General features: G+C 34.8%; 18 protein-coding genes. 13 read left to right on the top strand and 5 right to left on the bottom strand.

All coding sequences use genetic code 11. From position 1 onward, the window contains the following. Nucleotides 1-49 precede the first annotated feature (49 nt). Nucleotides 50-364: a DUF3892 domain-containing protein gene (locus tag JFU20_RS27320; protein ID WP_033715815.1), complete on the top strand. Its 315-nt coding sequence runs from the start codon at nucleotides 50-52 to the stop codon at nucleotides 362-364. An 80-nt stretch (nucleotides 365-444) separates the two neighbouring features. On the opposite strand, the gene JFU20_RS27325 is transcribed toward JFU20_RS27320, so the two are convergent. Together JFU20_RS27325 and pdxR are read right to left on the bottom strand one after the other, a co-directional pair. Continuing rightward, the gene (locus JFU20_RS27325; RefSeq protein WP_078203525.1) at nucleotides 445-891 is read right to left on the bottom strand and encodes a YaiI/YqxD family protein; all 447 of its coding nucleotides are present in this window, start codon (nucleotides 889-891) and stop codon (nucleotides 445-447) included. 80 nt (nucleotides 892-971) lie between these two features. After that, entirely contained in the window at nucleotides 972-2,414 is a 1,443-nt protein-coding gene (pdxR, locus tag JFU20_RS27330) for a MocR-like pyridoxine biosynthesis transcription factor PdxR (RefSeq protein ID WP_193654338.1), read from the bottom strand. Between the two features lie 124 nt (nucleotides 2,415-2,538). Here pdxR and JFU20_RS27335 point away from each other — a divergent pair, with 124 nt between their 5' ends. Next, nucleotides 2,539-3,450 (top strand): DMT family transporter, encoded by a 912-nt coding sequence (locus tag JFU20_RS27335; RefSeq protein ID WP_002168110.1) that lies wholly within the window; start codon nucleotides 2,539-2,541, stop codon nucleotides 3,448-3,450. Nucleotides 3,451-3,468: 18 nt separating this feature from the next. Here the strand turns inward: JFU20_RS27335 and JFU20_RS27340 are convergent, their stop codons facing one another. Next, nucleotides 3,469-3,933: an NUDIX hydrolase gene (locus tag JFU20_RS27340; protein ID WP_201039120.1), complete on the bottom strand. Its 465-nt coding sequence runs from the start codon at nucleotides 3,931-3,933 to the stop codon at nucleotides 3,469-3,471. A gap of 96 nt (nucleotides 3,934-4,029) precedes the next feature. On the opposite strand from JFU20_RS27340, the gene JFU20_RS27345 reads away from it, so the two are divergent. The 8 genes from JFU20_RS27345 to JFU20_RS27380 all read left to right on the top strand — a co-directional run bounded on the left by JFU20_RS27345 (nucleotide 4,030) and on the right by JFU20_RS27380 (nucleotide 11,440). Then, nucleotides 4,030-4,431, top strand: coding sequence for a DUF3980 domain-containing protein (locus tag JFU20_RS27345; protein ID WP_088039664.1), 402 nt, complete (start codon nucleotides 4,030-4,032; stop codon nucleotides 4,429-4,431). Nucleotides 4,432-4,448: 17 nt separating this feature from the next. Beyond that, nucleotides 4,449-4,919 carry a GNAT family N-acetyltransferase gene (locus tag JFU20_RS27350; RefSeq protein WP_002032934.1) on the top strand — a complete coding sequence of 157 codons (471 nt, stop codon included), beginning with the start codon at nucleotides 4,449-4,451 and terminating at the stop codon, nucleotides 4,917-4,919. A 47-nt stretch (nucleotides 4,920-4,966) separates the two neighbouring features. Continuing rightward, nucleotides 4,967-5,857, top strand: a complete 891-nt coding sequence (locus JFU20_RS27355) for an AraC family transcriptional regulator (protein WP_061688479.1) — start codon at nucleotides 4,967-4,969, stop codon at nucleotides 5,855-5,857. A gap of 23 nt (nucleotides 5,858-5,880) precedes the next feature. After that, on the top strand, nucleotides 5,881-6,828 hold the full coding sequence (locus JFU20_RS27360) for a serine hydrolase domain-containing protein (protein ID WP_201039121.1): 948 nt from the start codon (nucleotides 5,881-5,883) through the stop codon (nucleotides 6,826-6,828). Nucleotides 6,829-7,193: 365 nt separating this feature from the next. Then, nucleotides 7,194-8,279, top strand: a complete 1,086-nt coding sequence (locus tag JFU20_RS27365; protein ID WP_201039122.1) for an FtsX-like permease family protein — start codon at nucleotides 7,194-7,196, stop codon at nucleotides 8,277-8,279. Nucleotides 8,280-8,284: 5 nt separating this feature from the next. Next, entirely contained in the window at nucleotides 8,285-9,550 is a 1,266-nt protein-coding gene (locus JFU20_RS27370) for an ABC transporter permease (RefSeq protein WP_201039123.1), read from the top strand. Continuing rightward, nucleotides 9,550-10,215 (top strand): ABC transporter ATP-binding protein, encoded by a 666-nt coding sequence (locus JFU20_RS27375; RefSeq protein WP_201031306.1) that lies wholly within the window; start codon nucleotides 9,550-9,552, stop codon nucleotides 10,213-10,215. Before JFU20_RS27370 ends, JFU20_RS27375 begins: the two co-directional genes overlap by 1 nt. Before the next feature lie 187 nt (nucleotides 10,216-10,402). After that, the gene (locus JFU20_RS27380; RefSeq protein ID WP_201039124.1) at nucleotides 10,403-11,440 is read left to right on the top strand and encodes an SDR family oxidoreductase; all 1,038 of its coding nucleotides are present in this window, start codon (nucleotides 10,403-10,405) and stop codon (nucleotides 11,438-11,440) included. Nucleotides 11,441-11,499: 59 nt separating this feature from the next. Here the strand turns inward: JFU20_RS27380 and JFU20_RS27385 are convergent, their stop codons facing one another. Continuing rightward, nucleotides 11,500-12,291, bottom strand: coding sequence for a DUF4240 domain-containing protein (locus JFU20_RS27385; RefSeq protein ID WP_002165533.1), 792 nt, complete (start codon nucleotides 12,289-12,291; stop codon nucleotides 11,500-11,502). A 198-nt stretch (nucleotides 12,292-12,489) separates the two neighbouring features. Between JFU20_RS27385 and JFU20_RS27390 the strand changes: the two genes are divergently transcribed. Both JFU20_RS27390 and JFU20_RS27395 read left to right on the top strand, forming a co-directional pair. Beyond that, entirely contained in the window at nucleotides 12,490-12,957 is a 468-nt protein-coding gene (locus JFU20_RS27390) for an NUDIX hydrolase (protein WP_201039125.1), read from the top strand. A gap of 21 nt (nucleotides 12,958-12,978) precedes the next feature. Continuing rightward, nucleotides 12,979-13,623 carry an alpha/beta family hydrolase gene (locus tag JFU20_RS27395; protein ID WP_201039126.1) on the top strand — a complete coding sequence of 215 codons (645 nt, stop codon included), beginning with the start codon at nucleotides 12,979-12,981 and terminating at the stop codon, nucleotides 13,621-13,623. 47 nt (nucleotides 13,624-13,670) lie between these two features. Here JFU20_RS27395 and JFU20_RS27400 read toward each other — a convergent pair whose 3' ends face one another. Further along, nucleotides 13,671-15,614 carry a GTP-binding protein gene (locus tag JFU20_RS27400; protein WP_201039127.1) on the bottom strand — a complete coding sequence of 648 codons (1,944 nt, stop codon included), beginning with the start codon at nucleotides 15,612-15,614 and terminating at the stop codon, nucleotides 13,671-13,673. Nucleotides 15,615-15,878: 264 nt separating this feature from the next. Between JFU20_RS27400 and JFU20_RS27405 the strand changes: the two genes are divergently transcribed. Continuing rightward, nucleotides 15,879-16,307, top strand: coding sequence for a MarR family winged helix-turn-helix transcriptional regulator (locus tag JFU20_RS27405; protein WP_000204168.1), 429 nt, complete (start codon nucleotides 15,879-15,881; stop codon nucleotides 16,305-16,307). Nucleotides 16,308-16,311: the final 4 nt, after the last annotated feature.

Here is a 16,311-nt window from a genome sequence, read left to right on the forward strand (position 1 = left end):
AACTAATACCTTCCAAACATACTAATAAAATGTGTTGGAGGTGAAATTTATGGACAAAAAAGACTTTGAAAAAGTTTATAATGATTACTTACATCAAGGAGAAGAGCAAGCTCAATTTGAAGTAGACAATGAAGTCAATTCAGGAGCAGAACAAATTGTTGCCGTTCGTAAAAATGATGATGGGGATTTAATTGCTTTTAAGACAAGTAGCGGGAGAGAGTTAGATTATATTACTGCTCTTAGTGAAGCGAAATCAGGGAAGTTAGCTCATGTGGACGTATTTCATAAGTATGGTAGGGATATTATACGTAGTGAACCGGATGGTATAAAGGAAAATAATTTAGATAATTTACCTTCATTTTAAACAGGTAAACCTCAAGAAGAGAATGTTCATTTGGATATTCTCTTCTTTGTTTTGCGAAGTTTTCCTTGCAAATAGACGGTTCATTTTTTAAGTTCGATTATACTTTTAAAGAGCACTCTAAACTTCTCTTTATCTTCTGCTGTAAATGGTTTCGGTCCCTTTGTACGCTTACCGCTTTTTCGAACCATTGCACTTAAATACCGTGTTTGTAATAATTGTTCAATGTTTTCATTCGTATACTTATAGCCTTTATGGTGTAGAACGATACAGCCTTTTGCTAAAGCTAGCGAAGCAAGACCATAATCTTGCGTTACGATTAAATCTTCTTTTTTTGCTAACTGCATAATCCGGTAATCCGCAGCATCTGCTCCGGAATCAACATAAATTGTTTCTACACCTTTTGGTTGTTCCGCATTAGAATAATGAGAAAAGCTAGTAACGAGGGTAACGGGAATTTCTGCATTCGTAGCCTCATAAATAATCACATCTTTTACAGGACAAGCATCTGCATCAACATAAATCTTCATTTTATCACTCCTAAAACTAGGTTCGAGTTGATGATAATGGTAGATTTTTCTTTTGTCAAACGAGAAAGCTTTATTTAAAGTTATTTTTCACAAACTAAAATAGCCTCACGCAAACGAGAAATTCCCTCCTCAATTTGATCAATATTTACTTTTCCATAAGACAAACGTATATAACCATCTTTCGCGCCGAAAATACTGCCTGGCATAAAGGCAATTTCTTGTTTTAAGCTTTGCATAATAAGTTGTTTTTCGTTTATCGGTTCGTTTAATTTTCCCCATATGTATATACCACCGGTCGGGCTTGAGAAAGAGATTTTATCGTGAAGTTGCTCGTTTAGGGCACGAACGATAATGTCTCTTTTTTCTGCAAGTTGTTTTCGTAACGGTACGATATGCGACTGAAATGGTACAGTTTCGAAAAATTGTTGTATAAGCCACTGCGGGAAGATGCTCATTCCTAATTCCATTTGGTGTCGTGCATCTGATAAACGTTCTACTACTGACTGCGGGGCGACAAGCCAGCCAACTCGTAAACCTGGCGCAATCATTTTTGATAAAGAATGTACATAAATGACTGTTCCGTTTTCATCAATCGATTTTAAAGTAGGGCAAGGTTGTTTATTTTCTAACGTAAGTAAACTGGACGGGTCATCTTCAACGATCGCGATTCGTAAGTCTGCGCAAAGTGATAGCAGTTTCTTTCTACGGTTTGGATGCAGCATCGTTCCCGTAGGGTTTTGGAAATTTGGATTTAAAAAGATCATTTTAATACGATGCTTTCTATACAACTCTTGCACATCATCTGGATTAATACCATGTTCATCGACAGGTAATGGGAAAATACGAATACCTGCTGATTGGAATAGTGGTAATGAGTAACAGTGTGAAGGACTTTCGAAAGCGACTGCATCTCCTGGGTTTAATAAACATTGAACGATAAGGTGGAGTGCTTGTTGGGCACCGGATGTAATCATAATCGATTGTTCGGTCGCTTCAACCTTCAAATATTCTTTCATATATTTTACTACCGCTTGTCTTAGCGGAAGATACCCTTGCGGATGATCGTAACTTAATGACTGTGTTAACGGTTGTTCTCGTAAAATCGTTTGTAGTTGATCGTGAGGATAGAGATTACAACCGAGCTCTCCGTTTGCGAAATCTATAATGTTCTCATTTTGTTGTACTTCTGCCCGAATATGGCGAAGTAACGGTAAGTTTGGTAAAAAAGTACCACCTTCTACGAAACCTCTCCAGTTCGGCGTTAATGTTGGAGAAACGCCCCACATATGTGTACTCACACGTGTACCTTTACCAGTCGTACTTTCTACAATTCCCATAGCACGTAGTTCATTATAAGCGGTCGTTACCGTACTGCGGTTTACGTTTAACTGCGTCGCTAATTTCCGTTCTGAAGGGAGGAAGCTACCTGGAGGAAGTTCTCCGTATGTAATACGTTTTTCAATAAAGTCAACAACTTGCTGATAAATAGGGATTTTACTGTCGTTATCTAGCTTCCATTCCATACAAACGCCTCCGCATCTCTTATATACATCAAGTATAACAAATTGGCTGGGTAAAAAAACAGCCAATTGGACGGTGTTATATCCAGCCAATTTTACTATGCTAAATAGGGAAGGGGAGATTCGGATGAAACGATGGCAAATGGAGTGGCTCCTAGTATCAGTAGCATTAGTATGGGGAGCAAATTATACAATTGGAAAGTATGGCGTGGCATATATGTCATCCATTCAATTTAATAGTTTACGATTTTTAGTAGCATCACCGGTATTATTACTTATTACATTTTTAATGGAACGCTCATTACGTATTGAAAGAAAAGATTGGTTACGATTACTAGCAGTCGGTATCGTTGGAACGACAATGTATCAAACGATGTTTATGCTATCTGTAAAATATACTTCAGCAACGAACGCCTCATTATTAATTGCGATGTCACCTATATTTACAGGGATATTAGCAGTATTGCACAAACAAGAACGTTTTTCGATGAAAGTACAAATTGGTTCAATAGTAGCGTTTATTGGTGCAGCATTCGTTTTATTAACAGGGCATACGGGAGGAGCTACATACGAGTATGCGTGGCTCGGGAATGTAATTGGATTAGTCGCAGCAATTGCGTGGGGATGGTATCCCATTTTAGCGCAACCACTTATCACAAAATACTCCGCAATGAGAGTCACATCATGGTCTACTTTAATTGGAATTGTACCTCTCGTTATATACTGTTTATTCAACGTAAATACATTAACGTGGCCAGTAGATACGCCAAGCTGGGGATCACTAGCATATTCAATCGTCTTTGCGACAATCTTCGGACTTGCAATGTGGTATGTCGGTATTAGTAAAATAGGTTCAACGAAAGTAATGGTTTATATGTATCTAGTACCATTGTTCGCAGTTATCTTTGCAGCTGTAACAATTGGAGAGCAAATCAATATGATGCAACTCGTTGGCGGACTTATTATCTTTATCGGCTTATATGTTGTAAAAAAAGGTGGAATCAAAAAGCCAGCTCTCAATTTGAAAAAAGTAAGCTAACAGTAAAAAGGATCTCTTTCATATAGAAGGAGATCCTTTTTTATTTCGTAATAAAAGCGCTTGTTTAACAGCCCATTTTTGATGATCGTGAAGTAAATGTTCTATAGCAAGCGATGGAGGCATCCATTGTAAAATATGGTCTTCTTCATGAACTTCAACTTCATGTATCTTTTGTACAATGTAAAAGAACCCATCATTTAAATAATATGTATCTTCTTTTTCGGCATAAAAATATCGTGCTGCATTACCGATATAACGATCAATTTCAATCGCCCAACCTAATTCCTCTAGTAATTCACGATGCAAACATGCTTCTTTCGTTTCCGTACCTTCCATACCGCCACCGGGTAAAAAATAACGTTCTCCATTTTGAATGATAGCTATGTTTGAAGTAGTTGGATCAAAAATAACCGCATAACAGCTTGGCCGTAATACATACTGAACAGTAGGTTTTTTATAACCAAATGTGAGTTTCGAAATCATAAAACACGACCTTTCTCTATAAAATACATAAAAGGGATATTAAGGTAAATGCAGAATTATGTAAGTATAATCTTATATGAATGGAGTGATAACAACATGATAAATCGAAAATGTTCAAGGTGTAAAGGAATAACAGGTACAATACATGGTGGTAAAAAAATAAATGAAGAATTTTTGTGTGAAGATTGTCTACAAAAAGGAATTGCGAGCGGGGAAATCGAATTATCACAAGTGGAAGAAGAACAAACTTCGTATCTTTCTATAAAAATATTAAAAATAATGAGTGTTATTTATTTAATAGTATCTATTATAACTGCTTTTTCTGCTGGAGCACTTATACAGGATCCAGGGCTTGGTGGAATATCATTTTCAATAACAGGTGCAGTTGGTGTTATGATAATTGGATCGATATTCCAGTCTGTTCTTATATTTTCAGGTATTTGGGTATTCATTCTGTTAGTCGAAACGGTTATTAAAATATATGAAAAAATGAAGTGAGTGAGAGGGAGAAATACATGCGAGTAAGAAACATTCAAGGGGAAGATTATGTAAAGATTCATTCTGTATTAAATGATTGGTGGGGCGGAAGAGATATGGCTAGTATGTTGCCGAAGTTGTTTTTCGTCCATTTTCAAGAAACGAGTTTTATCATTGAAGAAGATGGAAAAACGTTAGGTTTCTTATGTGGATTTTTTTCGCAAACGCATAAAGATGAAGCGTACGTTCATTTTATCGGTGTAAATCCGAAGTTTAGACGAAAAGGAATCGCATCGACGTTATATTCTTATTTCTTCGATGTCGCTCGTGCAAATAACCGTAAAGTTGTAAAAGCGATAACGTCACCAGTTAATAAAAAGTCGATTGAATTTCATCAAGAAATCGGATTTCAAATTGAAGATGGGGATGATGAAATAGAAGGTGTATCCGTACATACAAATTATGATGGGAACGGCGGGAGTAGAGTTTTATTTTTAAAAAATGTGTAAAGTAGGCTGACGTAAAGTTAGCCTTTTTGTTGTGAGGAGGGATAAATATGGAGAGTTCTCAAAGTAGAAACGAGTATTTACGACGTGTTTATAAAGTGCAAGACTATATAGAATCACATATAAATGATTCACTTTCAATTGAAGATTTAGCTAATGTGGCAGGCTTCTCAAAATTTCATTTTCATAGAATTTTTAAAGGGATGATGGATGAGCCGTTATCTCGGTATGTGAATCGTTTGAAATTAGAGAGGGCAACACACCTTCTTACTTATCGTACAGATATGACGATTACAGACATTGCGTATTACTTCGGGTTCACAGATTCAGCAGTTTTCTCCCGTACATTTAAAAGTTATTACGGAGTAAGTCCGTCTCACTATAGAAATCACAATAGCAAGAAGTGCAAAGACGTTAGCGAAGATTCTCAATACAATGAGTGTAAGAAGGTTCGAGGAGAGGTCGAAATTGTAACAGCGGACAACGTAAACGTCGCATACATAAGGCATGTAGGTACATATAAAGATTTAGCTATAGATTTTCCGAAAATGATAGAAAAACTATTTCATTACGCATCGGAGCAAAACTATCATGTATTTGAGGATACGAAAGTATTAACCATTTACCACGATCATCATGAATTTACTGAGGACTATCATTTAAGAACAAGTCTATGTATAACAATTCCAGATGAGTCCGCAGTAGAAACGAGCGACATTGGAATAATGGTAATACCTTCAGGCAAGTATGCGGTAGGTCATTTTGAAATATTCCAAGATGAATATAAAGGAGCATGGAATTTCTTGTACGGTGAATGGTTGCCAAATAGCGGATATAAACCGAAAGATTCGTATCCTTTCGAAGTATATAGAAATGATCCAAGGCAGCATCCCGAACATAAACATATAGTTGATATATATGTACCTATCGAACCTTTTTAATCATAGATTAAGGGGGAAGAACGATGAAAACTGCTGAACAGTTAGATTGGACTATAAAAGAAAACTATAAAAATATAAATGGTGTATTAGTTGTACAAAAAGGTAATGTTACTTTTGAAAATTATTATAATGGTTACGGTCCAGATGATGCACGTCATGTAGCATCTGTCACAAAGACGATAATCTCCGCGTTAATTGGGATATGTGTAGATAAAGGGTATATAAAGAGCGTTGATCAAAAAGTAATAGAGTTTTTCCCAGAATATAATTGTAATTCATCTGAAATAACAGTACGACACCTTCTTACAATGACAGCTCCATATCTTTATATAGACTGGCAGGAACCGTTAGAAGAACTATGTACACAAATGGACTGGGTGAAGTATACGTTAAATAGGGCAGGAAAAGGTGGAGAAATTGGACCTTTTAAATATTCATCGGCAGGCGCACATGTACTATCAGCAATTATTACGAGTGTAACAGGGAAAAGTGCTCGTGAGTTTGCGAACGAATATCTATTCCAGCCTATCGGCATAAGAGAAATTCCAAACTACAATATGAAAGCATTTGGATTTGATGACTTATTCGGAAAAGATGTAAAGGGATGGGTTCACGATCCAAATGGTATTTCAACTGGCGGATGGGGACTTACGTTAGCAGCTAGAGATATGGCTAAGTTTGGACAGATGTATTTGAATGAAGGTATTCATAATGGAAAGGAAATCCTTTCAAAATCGTGGGTACAAGAATCAATAGCGATGAATTCAAATCAATACGGTTACTTATGGTGGTTACGAGAAGAAGATGGGGTCTTTTCATACTGTGCAATGGGTGATGGTGGGAATATGATTTGCTGCGTGCCAGAGAAGGAACTGGTGGTGGTGATTGCTTCTGAAGTCATACCGAATGCAGGGGATAGATGGGAATTGATTGTGAAATATATTTTTCCTTACGTACAGTCCAACAATTAAATTTAAGATATAAAGGCGGTATGAGATCTCATACCGCCTTTATATATGGCATTTTACATAGAAAAGGAGATAGGAAAATAACTTAATGTCATTAAGTTAACTGAAAAATAAACGAAACGTAAAAAAATTGTTAATATTTCGATTGTTTGATTTTAACCTCCATTTTTCTATGTATAATGAAGCCGCATACTAAAAATATTTTACAAAAAAGAGATGAAGTGTGTAAAGGGAATTTATGAAAAGTTAATGTGTATTTCATGATGATTTTGGGAAACAGAATAATATTTTAAGTTGTTTTGATAAGTGCAGCGTTTATATGGAATTTTTCAAAAAGGATATTTATCTTTTTGACGTTTGGAGGGTATATGAATCTAATATTAAAAGAAATAGCAGCGAACAGAAAAATATTCATTATGTTATTTATTGGATTTACTTTAACAATTCTGCCCATACTTATAGCGATGTCGATCCGAGATGATTACGATGAAGATTTTTATGAGCGAAAACATGGTTATTTTAAATATTACTATTCTGTTCAGCTTACTAGTTTTGGGGAATTGGATTTCAAAGCAATACAAGAGTTAACAGAAACGACTTTTAAGAACTCAAGTGTTATTACAAATAATATGAGAATTGGAATCCCTGGCATAGGGCAAGTAACGATGATTGGACTTATAAATACGAATTGGTCTCCTCCATTAATAAAAGGTTCTCGAATGAAAGAGGGGGAAGAAAATAGTGTAATTGTCGGAAAGAACATTTATAAAGAATCTGAAACAATAAAACTGTTTAGTAAAGAATATAGAGTTAAAGGCGTGAACGGAGCGAATGATGAACATGTTTATAATAACAATGTTTACATCGGTTTAAAGGATATGCCTGATGAGATAAAACGACGTATGAAAAATGAAACTACATTTGAAATGATAGTAAGGTCTAACGAAGATCCTAAACGAGAAATAGATACATTTATTCGATATTTTAAGCAAAATAGAACTGATGCAAATGCGAAAGTAATAAATGAAAAAGAGAATTATGAGAAAGAAAAAAGCTCAAGTAAAGCTATGAGAGCACAACTTACTCTTCCGTTTAGACTGCTTTTTATAGCTGTAATGAACTGTATAATTGCGAGTTATTTTTGGATTTATACGAAGAGGAAGAGTGTTTCCTTAAGAAAAGCGTTGGGAGCAAGCAATTTGAATTTATTTGTATTTATATTTAGCCAATTATTCATATGCGCAATCGCTGCAGCCGTTTGTGCTATATGTATGCAATGGATTTTAAGTACAATGAACAAAAGCATAGTAGATTTAATGGGTTTTACTATTCGTATAGATGTTTTCAAAGTTATGATGAGTGTAATAATTTCCTTGTCTATTTCGTTCATCACCGCTGTAATACCATTTTTCAAAATACTTAAAATTGAACCTGCTAAAGCGTTAAAGGAGTAAATAAGATGAGACTAAAAAGTGCTCTTATGGTCCTGAAAAATAGATTGCTCATTTCCATATTTCTCTTAATACAATTCACGTTTGGATTAGCAGCAATAACTCTTTCCATTAATGGGATGTATAATTTTTACTATCTTGGGAACAGTTCCAACTCGTTGCTAGATTTAGAAAGTACATATTTTATCACTTATGATGGGATGACTACTGATAGGTTGAAGGCAGATCAATTTAATAAAGAACAAGTCGAAGAAATTTATAATAAAATGCAGCAAAATAAAGATGTGATTTCGTATGGTACATACGAACCGATTATAATCGAACTAGAATCAAGTAACCGACCACTCCAAGAAAGTATGTTAGAAGAATTGAAAAATAAAACTTTTCGCGACAAAAGCCCTACTATTCGCATAATTACAATAGATGAAGATTATTATAAATTACTGAATATACCTATAAAAACTGGAACAGGTTTTTCGTATCAAGACTTCCAAAAAAATAGTGAAGAGAAAACGAATGTTTTGGTAGGACCTTACTTTAAGAAATATTTTCAAATAGGGGATACAATCAATAATCAATATACGATTATTGGATTTTTACCGGAAAATAAATTCATTATAGATGGTAACGGAGCGAGTATATACCAGAAATTAGACAAGGCTATGTTATCACCCATGCCAATTGATAGATATGAACATTATGAAATAATGTTTTCAAGATTACATCAAAGTACAATTATGAATTTAAAAAAAGACGCAGATATAAACAAACTACAAGAAACGCTTCAACTGAAGGGAAGCGACGTTACTTTATACTTGAAAAATTTAGGAGAAGAAATAAATGAAGCCGTTACTAGTAGTATGGATACGGAAAATATCGATCTTATAGTAGGAAGTCTATTTATTTTATTTATAATAGGGGGAATTGTCGTAACGACAATTGTTTCCATCATGATGAGAAAGAGGGAATTTGGTATTAAGATGGTCCTTGGAGAAAGTAAGTTTGGGATGTTCATTCAAATTGTTTTAGAAAACATATGTATTGCGATAGTTGGTATGTTTTTATCTATAGTGTACTTTTCATGGAGATATGAGGCTCATCTACAAGTTTCGAAGGACTTTGATACGGCGTCTGTACAAGAGATAAATTTAAATATGCCTATTTTAATACTTGTATTCCTATTCTTACTACTAATTATCATAGTTTCAAATCTCATTGTCTTCTTATTTATTAGAAAGCTTGAACCAAAAACATTAATAGGTGGGATGGAATAATGAGTTTAATTGTGTTAAAAGACATTAAGAAGGTGTATAGTAACAAGAACCATAATACGTTCGCATTAAACGGTATAAACTTAACGATAAATAAGGGCGAAATTATAGCGATAATGGGTCGATCAGGATCGGGGAAAAGTACGCTATTAAATGTTATAGGGTTAATTGATTTGCCAAATGAGGGTGAATATACGTTAAATGAAAAAACATTAACTGAAATTAGAGCAAATAAAGTTCATAAAACAAGAAATGAAATGATTGGATTTGTTTTTCAATATTTTGCGTTGTTAAAAGAACATACTGTACTGGATAATGTAGCACTACCACTCACATATAGAAAGCTAAAGCAACGTGAAAGAGAAAATAAGGCGAAGTTCTACTTAGAAAAAGTAGGTTTAAAAGAACATTTGCATAAAACACCGGACGAGCTTTCAGGTGGACAACAGCAGCGAGTCGCAATTGCTAGAGCGTTAGTAGGTGAACCAGAAATAATTTTGGCTGATGAACCGACAGGGAATTTAGATAGAAAAACAGGAGAAGAAATTATGGATCTACTATTACAACTGAATGAAGAAGGACGAACGATTATTATTGTAACGCATGATATTGAGGTAGCGAATCAGTGTAATAGAATTATTGAGTTAGTTGATGGAGAGATTGTGTAAAGGTAAAGAATGAGCGGTAATAATTATTTATTATTAAAGAAACCATGATGATTAACTTTTCAAAATGGTTTCTTTTTATTTTATAGAACTAAGATTATAGTGAAAATTTGCATCTCACCCGTAACTTTTAAGAGCAAAAAATCGTTTAACAAAAGAAAGGATTTTTAATGATGAATGGGGGAGAACTATGAAGATTCTAATTCTAGGTGGTACACGTTTTTTAGGAAGAGCTTTCGTAGAAGAGGCATTAAAAAGAGGGCATGAAGTTACATTATTTAATCGCGGAACGAATAAAGAAGTTTTTCCTGAAGTAGAGCAGTTAATCGGTGACAGAAATGATGATGTTTCAAGTTTAGAAAATCGAAAATGGGATTTGGTCATAGATACGTGTGGATTTTCTCCTCATCACATTAGGAATGTAGGAGAAGTACTTAAAGATAATATAAAGCATTATACATTCATCTCAAGCCTTTCCGTATATAAAGATTGGATTCCGTATCACATAAAAGAAGACTATATATTACTACCTGAACCACCAAGTGATAAGGTAAAAGCTGTAGAGAATGGTGAAATATCTCCTTATGAGTATTACGGTGCGCTTAAAGTATTATGTGAAAAAGAAGCAGAGAATTATTGGCCGGGGCGTGTTTTACATGTAAGAGCAGGACTTCTTTCAGGGATGTTTGATTATACAGATCGGCTTCCATACTGGATTGGGCGTGTAGAAAAGGGAGGAAAAGTGTTAGTTCCAGGAAGGAAAGACCGTCCAGTGCAGTTCGTTGATATAAATGACGTCGCAAGCTTTGGACTAAACATGGCAGAAAACAATAAAGTAGGTACATTTAATGTAACGGGTCCGAAAGATGAGCTGACGATGGAAGAGCTATTAAATATGAGTAAAAAGGTTACGAATAGCGATGCTGAATTCGTTTGGATCGATGAATCGTTTATGAATGAACATAAAGTGCAGCCTTGGACAGAGATACCTTTATGGCTTCCAGAAACTTTTTCATTGGAAGGTGAAACGAAGCCGTGGAAAGGTGGGTTTTCTATAAGTATTGATAATGCTGTGAAAGAAGGGCTTACTTTTAGGAAATTAGAACATACAGTTACAGATGTATATGAGTGGATGAAGAGTGTGGACGAATGGGAATTAAAAGCAGGTATTTCAATTGAAAGAGAAAAGGAGCTGTTAGATAAGTGGAATGAAACAAAGAGAGTGTAAATAAGGATTCTATGAAAACAGGACTCTGTCTATTGGTTAAACAGAGTCCTAATATTTATCTACCATTCAATTGGTTCTTCCCCATATATTTCCCATAACTTAGGAAACATCTTTTTCAAACCGTCTTCGTCATCTTCATTCCAGTCAAACTCGATATCTATATCGTCGAATTTTTCATTAGATAAGACATGATAAAGTGTAAAGTATGTATCATCTTCATCCCCAGTCTTCTCCATATATACTTCTTGTCCGAAATATAGCGTAAGTTCTTCAATTTCTGGAACATCATACTCACTCAAATTTTCTAATACAGGAATTAACCGTTCTGGATCTTCAATACATGCTTCGTAAACTTCTTTTCCTTGGAACAATAACCACCCGCGGAAGTAATCAAAACTATCATCCGAACAACCGCCCGTAATTATATATGCAGCTGCCCATAAGTGAGACGTATAGGAGGCTTTTAAAATATGGTGCATATGTGTGTCAAAAGCTACAATTTCATGTACTGTACGTTTAGCGAGGTGAGAAGTGAGCCATTCTATTTGTTCTTCTTGGTCTTCGCCTTTCGATTTTGCACGAGCAAGTAGTTCCCAAAAATTTTCTTCTGTTATCGTTTTTTCTTTTATGTAATCTTCCCCTAGAATAGGGTCGGTATATCCTTTTTTTCGTTTGGAAGCGATTAGTTTGTTAGCTTCTTTTATGCATTCTTCTTCTGTTTCAAATTCTTTCGCTTTCACACTACCAGCTGTGCCAATTTTTCCGTAAAACACAACGTAGTCTCTATCTTTCACAACGATTTTCCAAAACTTATTTGATTTCTCAGTTTGCTGGATTAATAACGTTTCCATTCGTACCCCCATAGTGCTTTTCTAGTGTGTATTGTGATTGTAACATATGTATATATACTTGTAATGACAGAAAGTTGTGTTTGTTTTTTTGAAAGTTCAAAAATCATTGAATGAAATAGGAAAATTTAGTAATCTTATTTGTACATACATAATCATTTTGTAATAATTCGATATTTCATATATAAGGGGGCATTACGGATGGATCTTACGTTTAAAGTTGAGGAAACATGTTTTAACTACCGCGTCGGAGCAATTTGTAAACACGATAATAAAATACTTATTCTTCAAGACGAAGGGGAAGATTATTGGTACGTACCAGGTGGACGAGTGAAAATGCTAGAAAATAGTGAAGATGCATTAAAACGAGAGCTTGCAGAAGAAGTGGGTGTTCCTATTAAAGTGAAGAGATTAATATGGTCAGTAGAAAATTTCTTTACACTTTCTGAGCGGAAGTTTCATGAAATTAGCTTTTATTATGAAGTAGAGCTAAATGAATTACCCGCGAATGGGGAGGATCAATACATTCTTGAAGAAGAAGGTAGAAGATATGTGTTTAAGTGGGTGCCAGTGGAAGAGTTAGATGCATATAACTTACAACCGGCATTTATAAAAGATAAGGTAAAGGACTTGTCTGTTCATGTAGAGCATATTCTTTTGCAAAAGTAAAAGCGTCTGGAGGGGAAAACAGTGAAGGGGACTAAAAAAGAGATACATATAGATGATAAAGTCATTCGTTACACACATATCGAAAAAGGTTCTAATACAATTTGCTTTATGTTTTCCGGTTCCGGTTACAATTATGATAAGCCGTTATTTTATTATGCGACGATGGTAATGCTTCAAAATAAAATCGATGTTGTACATATCCATTACTCTTATGATGAACAGTTAATGAAAAAAACAATGGAAGAAATAACGAAAATAATGATGGAGGATATTAACCCTGTCATTATTGAAGTGCTAAAAAATGGGCAATACAATCATTCGATGTTTTTAGGGAAATCACTCGGAACAATTCCGATTGCCAATGATTTAATGAAGAGAGAGGAATACTTACAGTCAAAGATGTTATTACTTACACCTTTACTGACGTTTGATTCGATTTTTGAGTCCATCTTACATAGTCATCACGACGGGCTTTTAGTAATTGGAGACAAAGATCATCAATACAATGTAAATCAAATTAATCAATTACATAAAACGAATTTAAAAATTGATGTTGTGAAGAACGCTAACCACTCTTTAAATGTTGGGGAATTTGAAACGGAGAATTCAATTGAAGCTATAGCGAAAGTAATAGAAAAACTTAAAGAAGTTGTTAGGACAAACTAATTTATCAACACATGCAAAAAGAGGTGCAAATTGCACCTCTCTTTTGTTTAGTAAGCCTTCAACACATGAAGTAAATAATCTTTCCGATTTAGCGGATTAAAGTCAACACGTTTTCGAGTAGGGAAGGGAGCCGTAAGTTTTGTTAAACTACCTGGCTTCGTTGTGAAGATACCTTCTCCTTCAGTAAATGAATGGAGCAGTCGTTTAAAATTTTCTGTTTTTGCAACAGGTAATGATCCTGTTAAATGGTAAGAGTCATTATAGAATATAGGCTCTGCAAAAGTTGCTGGGATGGCAGCTAGTTTATACATTGCGGTACTAATTGTGTGCTCTGGAACGGTTAACTCAAATTCATTTATTGGTTCAAATACACATGTTTTGGCTTGTTTTAAAGCATCCATTAATACGAGCGGTGTTAAGTTTCTAAAGTCACTCGCTGTTGTAACGGGGCTTGCATAACCAGAATGTGTTAATGTGACGATAATATCAGTAACTTCCCATCCGTATAAACCTTGTTTTAACGATTGAAATACAGTATCTTCAATCGCTTTATGAAATGCTAAAGGTAGTGAACCAAGTTCAACGCCTAAGTTATACGTTATGCCAGAGTTAAGTTCACCCCGTTCAACTTTGAAGCCGATTGTTGCGTAAAAAGGATTTTCTTTATCACCCATTACTTCAACGCTATTCCCTAAGCCAATTGGTTTTTCAATACATACAACTCGCGTGTTTGAAAAGGTAACTTGTAGACGGTATTTTTCATAAAGTGTTGTTTCAATAACTTCTTTTTGCACTTCACCGAAAAGGCGAATGTATAGTTCATTATGAACATTGTCTTTCCAAACCTTAATGAGAGGATCTTCTTCGCATAGTTCCATAAGTGCAGTGTATAAATCATGAATTCGCTCTTTAGGCACTGCATCAACTGCAGCTTCCATTTGTGGTTCGGCAAAGGGAATATCCTTTATATAATCCGTCCGCTTACCGATAATATCACCAATTTTAATATTCGTAAGTCCCCATACTTTGCAAAACTCTCCGCTTTGAACAGTAGAAGATTGAACGGTATCTCCATTATGAAACATGCACATTTTTTTAATCTTTTCCTTATGTGGTAGAGACTCTCCACGCTGTATATCAACATATTTTCTAACGTGTAAACAACCAGAAAATAGTCTTACGTAAGCAATCTTTTCGCCAGAAGATTCACGTTCAATTTTAAAAACAACACCGGATAATGTTTCATCTTGTGCCGATTTAGTAGCTGGAATTAAGGCTGAAATATTTTTAAGTAATTCAGTTACTCCTATACCTGTCATTGCTGAACCAAAAAAGATAGGAAACACATTTGCTTGCTGTATTTGCTTTTCGAGTTCTTTTCTTAATAGTGCATCCGGTATTATTTCGTTATTTACATATGACTCAAGCAATGATTCGTTAAATGGTGCTAATCGTTCAATACAATCGTCATAAGATTTATATTCAATAATCCGAGCGTCCTTTGTACCTTCGTTTTCTACAGAGTAGAAGGGGGATGCTTCATTTGAAAGAAGCTCTTTTATTTGTTTCACAACTTTTTCAGTATTTGCGCCACTACGGTCTATTTTATTAACAAATAATATAGTAGGTATGTTTAATTTCTGTAATGTCCGCATTAAAATCTTCGTTTGTGCTTGCACACCTTCAACGGCAGAGATAACTAAAATCGCACCGTCTAAAACGCGGAATGATCGCTCCACTTCAGCGATAAAATCAGCATGTCCAGGTGTATCAATAACATTTACTTTTAAATCATCAATAAAGAAAGAAACGACAGATGCTTTAATCGTAATTCCGCGTTGTCTTTCTAATTCCATTGAGTCAGTTTGCGTATTACCACTATCTACTCGGCCAACTTCTTTAATCACATTCGTTTCATAAAGAATACGCTCAGTCAAACTCGTCTTGCCAGCGTCTACGTGCGCGACAATCCCTATATTTATTGTTGTCATATATAAATATCCTCATTTCATTTTCCATTTTCATTTCCTCATTTCTATTTGTGTATTGCCGCATTACAATCACTCTCCAGTCATTTAAATTATTACTATTATAATGTAATTTACATTTTTTGTAACGCTACAAAGCGCCTTAATTTGGAAAAAATAAAATGAAAACAAAATGCTTGCATTCTAAATCGATATAGATTATATTAATTGACATATCAACTATTGATGCATCAAACGTTTTTGATTTCGATGTAAAGGAGGGATAATTTGACAAGTTCATGCTCAAAAGAAGCAATAATTTTATATAAATTACACTTCCTCAATAAAGAAGTAAGTTCGAAGTTTGAAGGGTGTACGGGTATGAGTCAGTCTAGATTAGAGCTCATACTTCAGTTATATGAAGTAGATGAAATTAGTCAAAAAGCACTTCAGCAAGAAGTGAATATTGATAATGCCGCGATTACGAGGCATTTAAAACAGCTGGAAGCAAACGGAATGATTACAAGACGTAAAAATCCAGATGATAACAGAATCACGTTAGTTTCTCTTACAGAAGAGGGACGAAATAAAATTCAAGTGTATCAAGAGGAAAAAGAGCGTTTCGCTACTTCAGCATTTAAAGGATTAAGTGAAGAAGAACGCGACAATCTTTTAACGATGTTAGACCGCATTCAAGAAAATATAAAAGAACTTTAAAAAA

Source organism: Bacillus sp. TH30 (assembly GCF_016650875.1).
Classification (GTDB): domain Bacteria; phylum Bacillota; class Bacilli; order Bacillales; family Bacillaceae_G; genus Bacillus_A; species Bacillus_A mycoides.

Coding starts and splice junctions, on each gene's coding strand:
- JFU20_RS27320 (WP_033715815.1), top strand. CDS start 50: ATGGACAAAAAAGACTTTGAAAAAGTTTATAATGATTACTTACATCAA.
- JFU20_RS27325 (WP_078203525.1), bottom strand. CDS start 891: ATGAAGATTTATGTTGATGCAGATGCTTGTCCTGTAAAAGATGTGATT.
- pdxR (WP_193654338.1), bottom strand. CDS start 2,414: ATGGAATGGAAGCTAGATAACGACAGTAAAATCCCTATTTATCAGCAA.
- JFU20_RS27335 (WP_002168110.1), top strand. CDS start 2,539: ATGAAACGATGGCAAATGGAGTGGCTCCTAGTATCAGTAGCATTAGTA.
- JFU20_RS27340 (WP_201039120.1), bottom strand. CDS start 3,933: ATGATTTCGAAACTCACATTTGGTTATAAAAAACCTACTGTTCAGTAT.
- JFU20_RS27345 (WP_088039664.1), top strand. CDS start 4,030: ATGATAAATCGAAAATGTTCAAGGTGTAAAGGAATAACAGGTACAATA.
- JFU20_RS27350 (WP_002032934.1), top strand. CDS start 4,449: ATGCGAGTAAGAAACATTCAAGGGGAAGATTATGTAAAGATTCATTCT.
- JFU20_RS27355 (WP_061688479.1), top strand. CDS start 4,967: ATGGAGAGTTCTCAAAGTAGAAACGAGTATTTACGACGTGTTTATAAA.
- JFU20_RS27360 (WP_201039121.1), top strand. CDS start 5,881: ATGAAAACTGCTGAACAGTTAGATTGGACTATAAAAGAAAACTATAAA.
- JFU20_RS27365 (WP_201039122.1), top strand. CDS start 7,194: ATGAATCTAATATTAAAAGAAATAGCAGCGAACAGAAAAATATTCATT.
- JFU20_RS27370 (WP_201039123.1), top strand. CDS start 8,285: ATGAGACTAAAAAGTGCTCTTATGGTCCTGAAAAATAGATTGCTCATT.
- JFU20_RS27375 (WP_201031306.1), top strand. CDS start 9,550: ATGAGTTTAATTGTGTTAAAAGACATTAAGAAGGTGTATAGTAACAAG.
- JFU20_RS27380 (WP_201039124.1), top strand. CDS start 10,403: ATGAAGATTCTAATTCTAGGTGGTACACGTTTTTTAGGAAGAGCTTTC.
- JFU20_RS27385 (WP_002165533.1), bottom strand. CDS start 12,291: ATGGAAACGTTATTAATCCAGCAAACTGAGAAATCAAATAAGTTTTGG.
- JFU20_RS27390 (WP_201039125.1), top strand. CDS start 12,490: ATGGATCTTACGTTTAAAGTTGAGGAAACATGTTTTAACTACCGCGTC.
- JFU20_RS27400 (WP_201039127.1), bottom strand. CDS start 15,614: ATGACAACAATAAATATAGGGATTGTCGCGCACGTAGACGCTGGCAAG.